The 14,040-nt window shown below is 64.8% G+C and carries 15 protein-coding genes; 14 read left to right on the top strand and 1 reads right to left on the bottom strand.

The annotated features are described in order from the left end of the window. The first annotated feature begins 1 nt into the window (after position 1). Together AC1DB0_RS11000 and AC1DB0_RS10995 are read left to right on the top strand one after the other, a co-directional pair. Positions 2-439, top strand: a complete 438-nt coding sequence (locus AC1DB0_RS11000; protein ID WP_342066552.1) for a PaaI family thioesterase — start codon at positions 2-4, stop codon at positions 437-439. A 79-nt stretch (positions 440-518) separates the two neighbouring features. After that, a complete protein-coding gene (locus tag AC1DB0_RS10995) occupies positions 519-1,208 on the top strand; it encodes a VIT1/CCC1 transporter family protein (protein WP_054425805.1) in 690 nt (229 codons plus the stop codon). A 116-nt stretch (positions 1,209-1,324) separates the two neighbouring features. Here AC1DB0_RS10995 and ygfZ read toward each other — a convergent pair whose 3' ends face one another. Continuing rightward, the gene (ygfZ, locus tag AC1DB0_RS10990; RefSeq protein WP_342066551.1) at positions 1,325-2,323 is read right to left on the bottom strand and encodes a CAF17-like 4Fe-4S cluster assembly/insertion protein YgfZ; all 999 of its coding nucleotides are present in this window, start codon (positions 2,321-2,323) and stop codon (positions 1,325-1,327) included. A 153-nt stretch (positions 2,324-2,476) separates the two neighbouring features. On the opposite strand from ygfZ, the gene mltG reads away from it, so the two are divergent. The 12 genes from mltG to AC1DB0_RS10930 all read left to right on the top strand — a co-directional run bounded on the left by mltG (position 2,477) and on the right by AC1DB0_RS10930 (position 13,755). After that, entirely contained in the window at positions 2,477-3,712 is a 1,236-nt protein-coding gene (mltG, locus tag AC1DB0_RS10985; protein WP_476756886.1) for an endolytic transglycosylase MltG, read from the top strand. Continuing rightward, positions 3,709-4,332 (top strand): dTMP kinase, encoded by a 624-nt coding sequence (gene tmk / locus AC1DB0_RS10980; RefSeq protein ID WP_447577593.1) that lies wholly within the window; start codon positions 3,709-3,711, stop codon positions 4,330-4,332. Before mltG ends, tmk begins: the two co-directional genes overlap by 4 nt. A gap of 8 nt (positions 4,333-4,340) precedes the next feature. Beyond that, positions 4,341-5,393 carry a DNA polymerase III subunit delta' gene (gene holB, locus AC1DB0_RS10975; RefSeq protein WP_476756885.1) on the top strand — a complete coding sequence of 351 codons (1,053 nt, stop codon included), beginning with the start codon at positions 4,341-4,343 and terminating at the stop codon, positions 5,391-5,393. Positions 5,394-5,461: 68 nt separating this feature from the next. Beyond that, positions 5,462-6,232, top strand: a complete 771-nt coding sequence (locus tag AC1DB0_RS10970) for a TatD family hydrolase (RefSeq protein WP_175168455.1) — start codon at positions 5,462-5,464, stop codon at positions 6,230-6,232. 38 nt (positions 6,233-6,270) lie between these two features. Further along, on the top strand, positions 6,271-7,170 hold the full coding sequence (locus AC1DB0_RS10965; RefSeq protein ID WP_175168456.1) for an ankyrin repeat domain-containing protein: 900 nt from the start codon (positions 6,271-6,273) through the stop codon (positions 7,168-7,170). Positions 7,171-7,379: 209 nt separating this feature from the next. Continuing rightward, positions 7,380-8,120 carry an IclR family transcriptional regulator gene (locus tag AC1DB0_RS10960; protein WP_054425794.1) on the top strand — a complete coding sequence of 247 codons (741 nt, stop codon included), beginning with the start codon at positions 7,380-7,382 and terminating at the stop codon, positions 8,118-8,120. A gap of 218 nt (positions 8,121-8,338) precedes the next feature. After that, on the top strand, positions 8,339-9,082 hold the full coding sequence (locus tag AC1DB0_RS10955) for a transporter substrate-binding domain-containing protein (protein WP_054425792.1): 744 nt from the start codon (positions 8,339-8,341) through the stop codon (positions 9,080-9,082). Continuing rightward, complete coding sequence (locus tag AC1DB0_RS10950) at positions 9,079-9,747, top strand: amino acid ABC transporter permease (protein ID WP_054425790.1); 669 nt, start codon at positions 9,079-9,081, stop codon at positions 9,745-9,747. Before AC1DB0_RS10955 ends, AC1DB0_RS10950 begins: the two co-directional genes overlap by 4 nt. After that, the gene (locus AC1DB0_RS10945) at positions 9,744-10,532 is read left to right on the top strand and encodes an amino acid ABC transporter ATP-binding protein (RefSeq protein ID WP_054425789.1); all 789 of its coding nucleotides are present in this window, start codon (positions 9,744-9,746) and stop codon (positions 10,530-10,532) included. The genes AC1DB0_RS10950 and AC1DB0_RS10945 overlap by 4 nt, the downstream gene beginning before the upstream one ends. Further along, a complete protein-coding gene (gene hutG / locus AC1DB0_RS10940; RefSeq protein WP_476756884.1) occupies positions 10,529-11,476 on the top strand; it encodes a formimidoylglutamase in 948 nt (315 codons plus the stop codon). The genes AC1DB0_RS10945 and hutG overlap by 4 nt, the downstream gene beginning before the upstream one ends. Before the next feature lie 308 nt (positions 11,477-11,784). Further along, the gene (locus AC1DB0_RS10935) at positions 11,785-13,074 is read left to right on the top strand and encodes a Glu/Leu/Phe/Val family dehydrogenase (RefSeq protein WP_054425785.1); all 1,290 of its coding nucleotides are present in this window, start codon (positions 11,785-11,787) and stop codon (positions 13,072-13,074) included. 201 nt (positions 13,075-13,275) lie between these two features. Continuing rightward, on the top strand, positions 13,276-13,755 hold the full coding sequence (locus tag AC1DB0_RS10930; protein WP_476756883.1) for a thioesterase family protein: 480 nt from the start codon (positions 13,276-13,278) through the stop codon (positions 13,753-13,755). Positions 13,756-14,040 lie beyond the last annotated feature (285 nt).

Below are 14,040 nucleotides of genomic sequence, written 5' to 3'. Positions count from 1 at the left end.
CATGAGCGAGCATGTGTCGTCGCCTGACCCGGCCGCGCGGGTCAAGGCAAGTTTCGACCAGCAAAGCGTGATGCGCCTGCTGGGCGCAGGGCTGGATGTGGTGGAGCGGGGCAGGGTGGATATCGTGCTGCCTTACCGGGCTGACCTCTGCCAGCAGAACGGCTTCTTGCACGCGGGCATTTCCACCACCATTGCCGACAGTGCGGGCGGTTATGCCGCCTTCACGCTGTTCAACGCGGGCGAAGATGTGCTGACGTCCGAGTTCAAGATGAACTTCCTGGCGCCGGCCAAGGGCGACCGCTTCGTGGCCAGCGGCCGCGTGGTCAAACCGGGCAAGCGCTTGTCGATCTGCCAGGTGGAAGTTCACGCCTACGAAGGCGAACAGGCCACGCTTTGCGTGATAGGCTTGCTCACCGCGGTACGCGTGACGCCGCGATGAATCCGGCGCGCGGCGCGTCCTGCCCTTGAGGGGGCGGGGCGCGCCGCGCGCTTGTCGCGTGTCGCTTGGGTATCGGGCAATGCCAGCAAAAGAACACCATCGAATTTTTCGCAGCAACTGGCTGCGTGCGGCCGTTTTGGGCGCCAATGACGGCATTGTGTCCACGGCCAGCCTGATCACCGGCGTGGCGGCGGCGCAGGCCACGCATGGCGCCATCCTGACATCGGGTCTGGCCGGGCTGGTTGCCGGGGCCTTGTCGATGGCGGCGGGCGAATACGTATCCGTGCGGTCGCAGGCGGATACCGAAGCGGCGGACTTGCGGATGGAGCAGCGGTCGCTGAAGGGCAACTCCGAGGAAGAACTGGCCGAGCTGATCGATATTTATGTCGAGCGCGGGCTGACGCGCGAACTGGCGGCGCAGGTGGCGCGCCAGCTCACCCAACATGATGCGCTGGACGCCCATGCGCGCGACGAACTGGGCATATCCATCCATAACCGGGCCCGTCCTGTGCAGGCGGCGGTGGCGTCCGCCGCATCGTTTGCGGGCGGCGCGGCCTTGCCGCTGGTGGTGGCCCTGATGGCGCCCGGGCCGCAATTGATTGGGTGGGTGATTGGGGCGTCGGTGCTGTGTCTGGCCGGACTCGGGGCGTTGGCCGCGGGGGCGGGCGGCGCGCCCAAAGGGCCTGCCGCGCTGCGCGTCACGATACTGGGCGCGCTGGCGATGGCGGTGACTGCCGGCGTCGGGGCGCTGTTCGGCGTCGCGGCGTAACGCTTCGGCTTGGGTGCGTAACGCTTCTTTGTGGGGGGCTACGCGTCGTTGTCGCAGCGTAACGCTTCGTGGTGGCCACCGTCGAGCCGGTGGCCACGCACCGCGCCAACTACGGCTTACGGGGTGATGGAGTAGGGCAGCGCTGCGGTCGCGATGCGCGGGCCGTCTACGGCACCCAGCCGCAGATCGCCTTCGGGCAAGGCGGCAAGCGTCGTTTCGAACAAGACGGATGCGACCCCGCCCAGGCTTGCCGCATCCACCACGCGGCCAATCGGCTCGCCCGGCTGGGTGGCGTCGAAAACATCCACGCCCGCCAGCGTCGCGCCTTGCTCGCCGGCGTCGGCAACGGTGCCATACGCCATGCGGCGCTTGACGGTGCCACGGTAGTGGCTACGCGCCACGACTTCCTGGCCGGGGTAGCAGCCTTTGGTGAAGCTCACGCCTTGCACCAGTTCCAGATTGACCGTTTGCGGGATGAAAACGTCCTGGGTAGCCGTGGCGATCCAGGGGATGCCGGCCGCCAGATCGGCCACTTGCCATTGCGCGGCGGGGGCCAGGCCCAGCACGCCGGACAACGCGGCCGACTGTTCCAGCTGTTCGTCGGACGCTATCCACCACCAGCGCAGGCGCGCATCGGGCGTGGGCGCGGCGATCCAGGTGCCGGACGGCAGGTCCACGCGCTGCCAGGCGGCGCGCGGCAAGGGGCCGGTTACGGCTTCCAGTGCAGCGGCATCTTCCTCCGTCACCTGCACCCCGGCTACATTCAGCAAGGTGGCGGCAAGCTTGACCTTGGCGCGCAGCACAAACATGGACAAGCGCTTGAGCAGCGCTTGCGACAAGTCTTTGCGGATCAGGCCGTAGAGCTGCGGAGCGTCATCGCCAGCGGCGGCGCCGCGCCACATGACCAGCGTGGCCAGCAGGCGGCCCTTGGCGGTGCAGTAGCCGGCCAGGCGGGCGGCGTCGGCAGGCAGGCCGGTGACGTCTTGCGTCAGTTGGCCGTGCAGAAAGGTCAGGGCGTCTGCGCCGGATGCGCTGAAGACTTGAAAATCTTCCAGCGGCGCGCATTGCGCGCAACCTTCGGCGCGGACAGGAATCGAAGAGTAGAAAGCGTGCATGTCGGCGGAGTTATCGCGTCATCAAAGTGCAGATGATAGCCGCCTTCCTGCGGGCAATGGGCCATCCCCTCGCCGGGAAAAGGGCCGCCCCGTGCACTCTGACCCCTCTTTTGCCGCGACAGGTCCGCCTGATCCATTAAACTTCCGGGACTTATGAAGAAGCGACTCCGTTTTTACGTCTTGTGGTCTTTCCTGCTCATCGTGATTGCCGCCGCGGCAGCCGTGGGCGCCGCCTGGAGCTGGATGCACCGGCCCATGCATTTACCGGCCGACAGGATCGATTTTGTAGTGGACCCGGGCAGCAGCCCGCGTACGGTCGCGCGCGCGCTGAATGCCGTGGGCGTGCCGATGTGGGAACCCGGCTTTGTCTGGATGGCCCGCCTGACCGAGCAAGACAAGCTGATGAAGGCTGGTGGCTATCAAGCCATTAACGGCGACACGCCGTGGCTGCTGCTGGAACGGCTGGCTCGGGGTGACATGACCCAGCGCCAGATCACGTTCCTGGAAGGCTGGACGTTCCGCCAGATTCGCCAGGCGCTGCGCGAGAACCCGGACGTCAAACAAACCTTGGGCGACACCAGCGATGAAGCGCTGATGGAGCGGCTGGGTTCCGACATCAAGCACCCGGAAGGCCTGTTCTTCCCGGACACCTATATCTTCACCCCCGGCAGCACCGACTTCGATCTGCTGCGCCGCTCTTACCAGGAAGGCCAGCGCATCTTGCAGGACACCTGGGCCAAGCGCCAATCGGACCTGCCCGTCGCCACGCCCTATGAAGCCTTGGTGCTGGCGTCCATCATCGAAAAGGAAACCGGCCATGGGCCGGATCGCCGCCGCGTGTCGGGCGTGTTCACCAACCGGCTGAAGATCGGCATGCTGCTGCAAACCGATCCCACCGTGATCTACGGCATGGGCGAGGCCTATCAAGGCCGCATTCGCAAGCGCGATCTGCAAACGGATACGCCATGGAATACCTATACGCGCCCGGGTTTGCCGCCCACGCCCATCGCAGCGGCGGGCCGCGCGGCGCTGCTGGCTGCGGTGCAGCCCGAGCAACACAAGTACCTGTTTTTCGTGTCGCGGGGCAATGGCACGAGCGAGTTCGCCGAGAACCTGTCCGGGCATAACCGCAATGTGTCCCGCTACATCCTGGGCCAGGGCGCGCGTCCGAACGCGACGCCGGCTCCGGCCGGGGCCCCGGCGGCCGCGCCGGCCGCTTCCACGAACGCCGCGCCTTCCTCTGACGCCAGCGCGGGCCGCGGCACGGGCACTGGCACTGGCACTGGCACGGGCACTGGCACTGGCACGGGTACTGGCACTGGCACGGGTACTGGCGCCAGCGCCGACTCCGATTCCGATTCCGACTCAGCACAAGGACAAGATCAATGACCTCACGCGGACGCTTCATTACGCTGGAGGGCGTGGACGGCGCGGGCAAGAGCACGCACACCGACTGGATCGCGGACTTCTTGCGAGCGCAGGGCATTGAGGTCGTCTCGACCCGCGAACCCGGCGGCACGCCGCTGGGTGAAAAACTGCGCGCCCTGGTGTTGACCGACACCATGGGCCTGGACACTGAAACACTGCTGATGTTCGCGGCGCGCTGCGAACACGCGCGCCAGGTGATTGAGCCGGCCTTGGCGCGTGGCGCCTGGGTGGTGTGCGACCGCTACACCGACGCAACCTACGCCTATCAGGGCGGCGGGCGCGGCTTGGGCGCCGAGCGCGTGGCCGTGCTTGAGCAATGGATGCAGGCCGGCCAGCCCGACCGCACCTGGCTCTTCGATGTGCCGCTGGACGTGGCCCGTGCGCGCCTGGCCAATGCGCGCGAACCCGACCGCTTCGAACGCGAAGGCGCAGCCTTCTTCGAGCGCACCCGCAACGCGTATCACGAACGCGTAAAGGCTGATCCCGACCGTATTCACGTCATCGATTCCACCCAGTCGATTGCGCAGATCCGCACCGAGCTTGAAGCCGGGCTGCGGGCGCTGCTGGCCGTGAAGGCGTGAGCGCGGGCATGAGCGCACCTCAATTCCTGCCCTGGCAGATGGAGACGGCGCGGGCCTGGCTGGGCAACCGCGACCGCTTCGCCCACGCGTGGCTGGTGCATGGCCTGGCCGGCATCGGCAAGCTGGATTTCGCGATCGCCGCCGCCGCCAGCCTGCTCTGTGAAACGCCCGATAACGGCTTGGCCTGCGGCCATTGCGCCGCCTGTGCCTGGTTCGCCAGCGGCAATCACCCCGACTTGCGCCGCATCCGGCCCGAGGCGGTGGCCGTGGAAGAGGGGGCGGATGCCGCCGCCGATGCCGCGGAAGACGCTGAACCCGCCACGGGCGCGGCCAAGCGGGCGCCGTCCAAGGAAATCCGCATCGATCAGATTCGGTCGCTGGAGTCCTGGTTCAACACGGCGACTCACCGGGGCGGATGGCGCGTGGCGCTGCTGTATCCGGCGCATGCGCTGAATGTGGTGTCGTCCAACGCCTTGCTCAAGGTGCTGGAAGAACCGCCGCCACACACTGTTTTCCTGCTGGTGGCCGACGCGCCAGACCGCTTGCTGCCGACGTTGGTGTCGCGCTGCCGGCGTTTGCCGCTGCCTGCGCCCGACCCTGACACCGCGTTGCAATGGTTGCGTGCCCAGAATGTTGAACCTGCCCGCGAATGGCTGGCGGCTGCGGGCGGCGCGCCTTTGGCTGCGCTGCGCTTGGCGCAAGCGGGTGACACGCCTTGCCCACCGTGGTTGCAGCAACTGATCGGCCCCTTGGCCCAAGGCCAGACGCCAGACGTCGGCACGCTGGCCGAGTCGCTGGAAAAAGTGCCCGCCACCGAATGGATCGACGCGTTGCAACGGCTGTACACCGACCTGATGCTGGCCAGCGCGGGCGCGCCCGTGCGTTACTTCCCGGTGTTGGCGGCGGGCGTGGCCCAGGTCGCCACGCGCATGAATACCGCGCGCGTGGCGGAAGCCGCACGCTGGCTGACGCGGCAACGGGCGCTGGCCACCCATCCGCTGAACGCCAAGCTTTTTGCGCACGCCACCCTGCAACGCGTGGTGCTATCCTGCCAGGCGTAAGTCTCTGATCCAGCGGCGTTTTGCCCGAAAACGGGCAGGGCGCCGCGGTCTCTTTATGTAGTCAAAACATGTACGTCGATTCCCACTGTCATTTGAATTTTCCCGAGCTGGCGGCCGATTTGCCGGGCATTCTTGATCGAATGGCCGCCAACCAGGTCACCCACGCGCTGGTCGTCAGCGTGAACATGCCGGAATGGCCTGGCCTGATGTCGCTGGTCGAGCCGCAGCCCAATCTGTGGGCCTCGGTGGGGGTGCACCCCGACTACGAAGACACGCCCGACCCTGAACCCGAAGAGCTCGTCCGCCTGTCGGCCCACCCCAAGGTGGTGGCCATTGGTGAAACCGGGCTGGACTATTACCGCTTGTCCGAACCGCTGGATTGGCAGCGCGAACGCTTTCGCCGCCACATCCGTGCCGCGCGCGAGACGGGCTTGCCGCTGATCGTGCACACACGCGCCTCGGCCGAAGACACGGTGCGCATGCTGAAGGAAGAGCAGGCGGCCGAAGTGGGCGGCGTGATGCACTGTTTCACCGAGAACTGGGAAGTCGCGCAAGCGGCGTTGGACCAGAATTTCTATATCTCGCTGTCGGGCATCGTCACGTTCAAGAATGCGCAAGTGGTGCATGAAGTGGCGTCCAAGGTGCCGCTGGACCGCTTGCTGATCGAGACGGACTCGCCGTATCTGGCGCCGGTGCCGTATCGCGGCAAACTGAATGATCCGTCCAAGGTGATCCACGTGGCCGAGAAGATTGCCGATCTGCGAGGCATCACGGTGGCCGAGGTGGCGCGCGCATCAACTGATAATTTCTTCCGTCTTTTCAATAAGATAAAGAAATAAGTTCATCTAATTTATTTAAAGTCACTTCTAGGATAGCCATGACCGCCTACGCTCCGACCGCCCGTCACGTCTTGTTGTCGCGTTGCCGCGGCGCGCTGCTGGCGCTGGCCATCGGGCTGGCGGCGCCGATGGCGCACGCCGCCAATCCTGGCGATTGGTGGGTCTATGTGGCCAACGACTATCCCGACGACATCAAAGACCTGCTGGCTCACGGGTCCGATCCCAACGTGCGCTACAAGAACGGCCAGCCGGCCCTGATGCGTGCGGTGGTCGATGGCGCCTGGAAGGTGTTTGACGTGATTGCCGCCGACAAGCGCACCGACGTCAACGCCGAGAACCCGGCGGGTGAAACTCCGCTGATGTACCTGGCGATTGCCGGCCAGACCGAGCGGGCCAAGAAGCTGATTGCGCGCGGTGCGCAGGTGAATCGCCTGGGCTGGACGCCGTTGCACTATGCGGCGTCCAAGGGGCAGATGGAAATGGCGCGCATGCTGCTTTCCAAGAAAGCCATGGTCAATGCGCCGGCGCCTGGCGGTGAGACGCCCTTGATGATGGCGGCGCTGGGTGGCAATAAAGACATGGTCGATCTTCTGGTGAAGGCGGGCGCCGATGTGACGACCCGCGATCTGAAAGACCAAAGCGCGGCCGACTGGGCGCGCAACGGCAAGTCGGCCGCGTTGGCCACCGAACTGACGGCCATGGTCGCGCGCGCCGACGACGCCAAGCGCGCGCGCCGCGCCACGAATCCTGTACCGGCGGAAGCCGAGCCGGTGCCGGTGCCGGACACCGCCGCGCTGCCGCCCGCGGTGGCGCCGTCGGCGGATGCGCCGGGCGCTCCGGCGCCGGCCGCGTCAGCTCCCGCCCCAGCCACCCCCAACGTGGGCGGCGTGTCGGGCGTGCGCCTGAACAACTACGACGACAAGCCCGCCGCGCCTTAAGTCAGACGCCACGGCAGCGGCCCGAGTCCAGGCTCGGCGCCGCCCCGCTTGAAATGCCCGAAAGGGACAGATCCAAAGACCGCTATGCGGTCTTTTTTTCGTACTCTTCCTGGGGTTTTCCCTGTTTATTCTCAACTGTCGGGAATAAAAGAAAGGATAACCACCACAAATTGATAATCTCAGCGCCTTATTGCTAGGAGTTGAGTGTGATGTCGGATTCCTCGGTGGGGGCGGGCGCAGATCGCGTTCTCTACGTGTTGGCCACGCTGGCCCGGCACGATGGCCCCCTGACGATCGCCGCGCTGGCCGAGAAAACGGGTCTGGCTCAAAGCACCCTGTATCGCCAGGTGGCGCTGCTCAAGCGCTGGGGTTTCGTGGCTGAACACGAAGGGGAATACGGACCTGGGCCGTTGTGCGTGCAACTGGCCTGGGGCTTTGATCAGTCGTCGTTTCTGATCCACGAAGCGCAGCCTGACATGGCGTCGCTGGCGGCGGCCTCGGGTGAAACCATCGGCTTGCTCGTGGCGGTGAAAGACCAGGCCGTTTGCCTGGACATGGTCGAAAGCCAGCATCCGCTGCGTTGCTCGTTCACCAAAGGCCGTGGCCTGCCGCTGGCGCGCGGCGCCTCGGCCAAATCCCTGCTGGCCTTCATGCCCTTGGCCCGTTTGCAGGCCGCGCTGGCCTATCTGGCCGACGAAGCCGGCGTAGACGCGGCACGCCTGGCCGATGAACTCGAAGCCATCCGCGAGCAAGGCTACGCCGTGACCGATAGCGAAGTCGATGCGGGCGTGTGGGGTGTCAGCGTGCCGATTTTTCAGCGGCCCAACCAGGCCGTCGCATCCATCACGTTGATGGCGCCGTCGACCCGCGCCGCCCAGCGTCCCGACGCCTTGATCGCCATGACGGTTGCCGCCGCCCGCCGTATTTCCGAACGATTGAAGGTGCATTGACGCGCCAAAAACGGAATCTGCACCGCCGCCACATTTCCTTGAATTCCACGCTGTAGCGTTTTTTCACTCCCCGTTTTTCGCCGCACCGTATTCGCCACACCGTATTCGCCGCACCGCATTCACCACGCCGCATTTACCACGCCATTTCTGCCGCCTCACTTTTCGCTATTCCTCTTCCGCCGTACTCATCGCCGTACCTCTTTCCCATAGGACTGACCATGACCACTCGCCGCACACTGCTGACTGCCGCCCTGACGCTGGGCCTGGCCTGGAGCGCTGGCTCCGTGCACGCCCAGGAAACCATCCGCGCCGTCACCGACGCCACCTTCCCGCCGATGGAGTTTGTCAAAGACGGCAAGCGCACGGGTTTCGACATCGAACTGGTTGAGGCGCTGGCCGGCGCCATGGGCAAGAAAGTCGAATGGATCGACATCGACTTCAAAGGCCTGATCCCCGCGCTGCAAGCCGGCCGCGCCGACATCGCCGTGTCCGCCATTTACATCACGCCCGAGCGCAGCAAGGTCGTTGACTTCACCGACCCCTACTACGCAGGCGGACTCGTGGTGCTGACCAAGACGGACAGCCCCATCAAGACGCTGAAGGATCTGGATGGCCGCAAGGTGTCGGTGCAGGTGGGCACCAAGTCGGTCAACTATCTGAAAGAACATTTCCCGGCCGTGCAGCGCGTGGAAGTCGAGAAGAACCAGGAAATGTTCAACCTGGTGCAGATCGGCCGCGCGGAGGCCGCCGTGACCGGCAAGCCCGCCGCCAAGCTGTTCGCGCAAAGCACGACGGGGCTGACCGTGTTGAACGATCAGATCACGACCGAGGACTACGGCATTGCCGTGCCCAAGAGCAAGCCCGAGCTGACGCGCGACCTGAACGCCGCGCTGCAAAAGCTGAAGGCCGACGGCAGCTATCAGGCCATCGTGAACAAGTGGTTTGAGGCTCCCGCGAAATGAACCTGGAATTCGCTCCCGTCTTCGCCGACTTCGACAGCCTGATGCGGGGCGCGGTGGTTACCGTTGAGGTAACCGCTGGCGCCTTGTTGCTGGGGTGTGTCATGGGCCTGCTGGTCGGCGTCGGCCGCCTCAACCCCAAGCGCTACATCATCTATAACCTGTGCAGCACGTACCTGCTGTTCTTTCGCGGCACCCCTTTGCTGGTGCAACTGTTCATCTGGTTCTTCGGCCTGCCGCAGTTCGGGGTGACACTGCCGGCGTTCGCGTGCGGCGTGCTGGGCCTGGGCATGTATTCCGGCGCGTACGTGTCGGAAATTGTGCGCGGCGCAATTCAGTCGGTTGACCGCGGCCAGACGGAAGCGGCGCGCTCGCTGGGCATGTCGTCGGGCCAGGCGATGCGCATCATCATCCTGCCGCAGGCAGTGGTGCGCATGATTCCGCCGCTGGGCAATGAGTTCATTGCGCTGATCAAGAACTCGGCGCTGGTGTCGCTCCTGACCATTCACGATCTGATGCACGAAGGGCAGAAGATCATCAGTGTGTCGTATCGCTCGCTGGAAACGTATCTGGTGGTCGCTTTGATTTATCTGGTCCTGACCACGGCCGCGATGGTGATTTTGCGCAAGGTGGAACAACACCTGCGCGCCGGGGGGATGGTGCAATGAACCAATTTGGCGCTCCGCAGGAAATGATCCGCATCCGCGGCCTGCACAAGTCTTATGGCGAACATGCCGTGCTGAAGGGCATCGATTTCGACGTGCTGCCTTCGCAGGTGGTGGTCGTGATCGGGCCCAGCGGTTCCGGCAAGAGCACCTTGCTGCGCTGCTGCAATGGTTTGGAAGTGGCGCAGGCCGGCACCGTGGACATCTGCGGTCAGACCTTGCTGGACGATGGCGAACTGCTGCCCGAGGCGGCGCTGAACCAGCTGCGCATGCAGGTGGGCATGGTGTTCCAGGGCTTTAACTTGTTTCCGCACTTGTCGGTGCTGGATAACGTGACGGTGGGCCCGCGCAAGCTGCGCGGCATGGGCCGCGACGAGGCCAATGCGCTGGCCGAAGACCTGCTGAAGAAGGTGGGTCTGTCGCAAAAGACCGCCGCCATGCCCGCCAGCCTGTCTGGCGGACAGAAGCAACGCGTGGCGATTGCCCGCGCGTTGGCCATGCAGCCCAAAGTCATGTTGTTTGATGAGCCGACCTCGGCGCTGGACCCGGAGCTGGTGGGCGAAGTGCTGCAGGTGATGAAGCTGCTGGCGCGCGAAGGCATGACGATGATGGTGGTGACGCACGAAATGGGCTTTGCCCGTGACGTGGCCGATGTGGTCGCCGTGATGGATGGCGGGGTGATCCTGGAATCCGGCACGCCGGAAGTKATCTTCAGCCAGCCGCGCGAACCGCGCACTCGTGAATTCCTGCAAGCCGTGCTGAATGCGGGGCAGGGGGCGGCGGCATGAGCGCGGTGCAGTTGGACAAAACCCTGTGGAAGGCGCGCGACGACAGCGCCGAACAAGGCGACACGCGCCGTCTGGCGCACATTGTCGAAGCGGCCGCGGGCCAGGTGGAAAAGGGCGAGCCGGTGTTGCTGGGCTTTGCCTGCGACGCGGGCGTCGCCCGTAACCAAGGGCGTATCGGCGCGGCGGAAGGCCCGGCTGGCATCCGCAAGTTCATGGCGGGCTTGCCGGCGCATGGCTTGACCCGCTTGCTGGATGCGGGCGATGTCACCTGCGAAGGCGACCAGTTGGAGGCGGCGCAGGAGCAACTGGGCCTGCGCGTGGCCGATCTGCTGGCGCAGGGCGCCCGCCCGGTGGTGTTGGGCGGCGGGCACGAAATCGCCTGGGGCAGCTTCCAGGGCCTGGCCCGCTGGCTGGAATCCCGAGGCGACAACGAGCCCGTGCTGGTGCTGAACCTGGATGCGCATTTCGACCTGCGCACCGGACGCCCGGGCAGCTCGGGCACACCGTTCGACCAGATCGCCCACTACTGCGAGGAACGCGGACGGCCCTTGCAATACGCCTGCCTGGGCGTGTCGCGGCTGGCCAATACGCCGGCGTTGTACGCGCGCGCCGCCGAAGTGGGCGCCGTGTGGGTCGAAGACCGTGACATGCAGGAACGCCACCTTGAAGCCCGCCTGGCCAACGTCGACGCCTTGCTGGCGCGGGCGCGCCACGTGTACCTGACGATCGACCTGGACGTGCTGCCGGCCGGCGTCATGCCCGGCGTTTCGGCGCCTGCGCCTTACGGGGTGCCGATGGCCGTGGTTGAGGAAATCGTGCTGCGCGTGAAGGCCAGCGGCAAGTTGCGGCTGGCCGATATGGCGGAATACAGCCCGCGTCTCGACATCGACGGGCATGGCGCGCGCGCGGCCGCCCGGCTGGCCTGGCAGTTGATGTCGGCTTGATGGCGATGCGGAATTCGCATCGCTTTTTGTAGCGACGCAGGCGCTGCAAGCAAAAGGGGCGGCTTCTAGGGAGGCTGCCCCTTTTTTCATCGATGCCCGCAAAGCCAATACTTGCGCGACTTGCGGCTGGCCGAGGGTGGACGCGTCCGGATTGCCGGCTTAGGATAGGGGTAGCTTTAAGACCGGGCTTGTGACCCGTACGGTATCCGCAACATTAATACGTCCCCATTTAATATATTTTATATTTAAATGGGGACGCTATTACTTTCGTGGATAAAATGGCGCAACTTTGTCAGGAGATCATGCTCATGTCTCACACACCCACCCATGCCTTGCCGTCTTATCTGAATGCCGATGACCTCGGCCCCTGGGGTAATTACCTGCAACAAGTCGACCGGGTCACCCCGTACCTCGGCTCTCTGGGACGGTGGGTTGAGACCCTGAAGCGCCCGAAGCGCTCGCTGATCGTCGACGTGCCGATCGAACTGGACAACGGCACCATCGCCCACTTCGAGGGCTATCGCGTGCAGCACAACGTGTCGCGCGGCCCGGGCAAGGGCGGCGTGCGTTTCCACCAAGACGTGACCCTGTCTGAAGTGATGGCGCTGGCCGCGTGGATGTCGGTCAAGAACGCCGCAGTCAACCTGCCGTACGGCGGCGCCAAGGGCGGCATCCGTGTCGATCCGCGCAAGCTGTCGCAATCCGAACTCGAGCGCATGACGCGCCGCTACACGACCGAAATCGGCGTGATCATCGGGCCGTCGAAAGACATTCCCGCCCCTGACGTGAACACCAACGCCCAGACCATGGCCTGGATGATGGACACGTACTCCATGAACGAAGGCGCCACCGCCACCGGCGTGGTCACCGGCAAGCCGATCGCGCTGGGCGGCAGCCTGGGCCGTGTCGAAGCCACCGGCCGCGGCGTGTTCGTCGTGGCGTGCGAAGCCGCACGCGACCTGAACATCGACGTCTCGAAGGCCCGCGTGGTCGTGCAGGGCTTCGGTAACGTGGGCGGCACCGCTGCCCGCCTGTTCCATGAAGCCGGCGCAAAGGTCATTGCCGCGCAAGACCACACCGGCACCGTGCACAACGCCGAAGGTCTGGACGTGCACAAGCTGCTGTCGCACGTGTCGCAACACGGCGGCGTGGGCGGCTTCTCGGGCGGCCAGGCCATGGACAAGAACGAGTTCTGGACGCTGGAAACCGAATTCCTGATCCCGGCAGCCCTGGAAAGCCAGATCACCGTCGACAACGCCGCCAAGGTGCGCGCGAAGATCGTGGTCGAAGGCGCCAACGGCCCGACCACCCCGGAAGCGGACGACATCCTGGCCGAACACGGCGTGTATGTCGTGCCGGATGTGCTGGCCAACGCTGGCGGCGTGACGGTGTCGTACTTTGAATGGGTGCAGGACTTCTCCAGCTTCTTCTGGAGCGAAGAAGAGATCAACCAGCGCCTGGAACGCATCATGCGCGAAGCCTACGCGGCCGTGTCGCAAGTGGCCAAGGAACACAAGGTCACGCTGCGCACCGCTGCGTTCATCGTGGCTTGCACCCGGATTCTGCAAGCGCGCCAAGTGCGCGGCCTGTATCCGTGATGTCTGAATCGGCGGTGCGTTCCTGAACGCGCCGCTGAGGAGGCAGAGGAAGACAAAAACAGAAATCGCCCCGAAAGGGGCGATTTCTATTGCGCGGCCGGAATCCTTCAACTGGGGAAAATGGGGGCGGCACGGATGCCGGAACCTGCATAGAATGTGCCGTTGCCCGCCTTGGGCCCGGCCCCTTTGTCTGGAGTACCCATGACGCATGCCTTGCCGTCCACGACCCTTGCCGTGGACCCCGCCTGGATCGACGCCTACGGCCATCTGAACGCCGCCCACTACGTGGGTATCTTCGACCGCGTCGGTTTTGAACTCTTGGGTCAGATTGGCGTGGGGCTGGACTACACCGAGGCCACGCGTTGCGGTATCTACACGATGAACATCTACGTGGCCTACCTGCGCGAAGTGTTGGAGGGCGACCCCCTCATGCTGCGCATCCGTCTGTTGGAAGCCGACAACAAACGGCTGATGTGCATGATGGAGCTGATCCAGACGCGCGACGGCTACCTGGCCGCCACCATGGAGCAGCTCTCCTTGCACGTGAACCTGGATACCCGGCGCGCCACCCCGTTCCCCGAAGCGCTTGCCCAGCGGCTGGCGCGCACCGTGGAAGAACATGCTGCACATCCGCTGCCGAAGGAGTATCGTCGGCTTCTGCCATTGAAGGGCGCGCGCTGACACGCTACCTTCCTGGCGTCGGTCTTTCCCCCGTTTCCTTTTCAGCAGTTGCTGTTCTGGCAGTTGCCTTCCTAGCACGATGAAATGACGCCTTTGCGAACCCGTTGGGGGGCGCAAAGGGTGTGTAGTTAAGGCCACAACGAGGCACTTTTTTTCGAGATCTGGGACGAGTAGCCCTTGCGTCTGGAAAACTGACACATTGCGTCCCTAGAATTTGTTCCTGCCATGTGCCGCACGCCGCTTGCCATGCAAGCCAAGCCACCTGCGCATGTATGTTCAATCAAA

It is taken from the genome of Achromobacter sp. 10T422, assembly GCF_056394065.1.
Note: the sequence above shows the minus strand (reverse complement) of the source record. Positions and strands in the feature narration are given on the sequence as shown.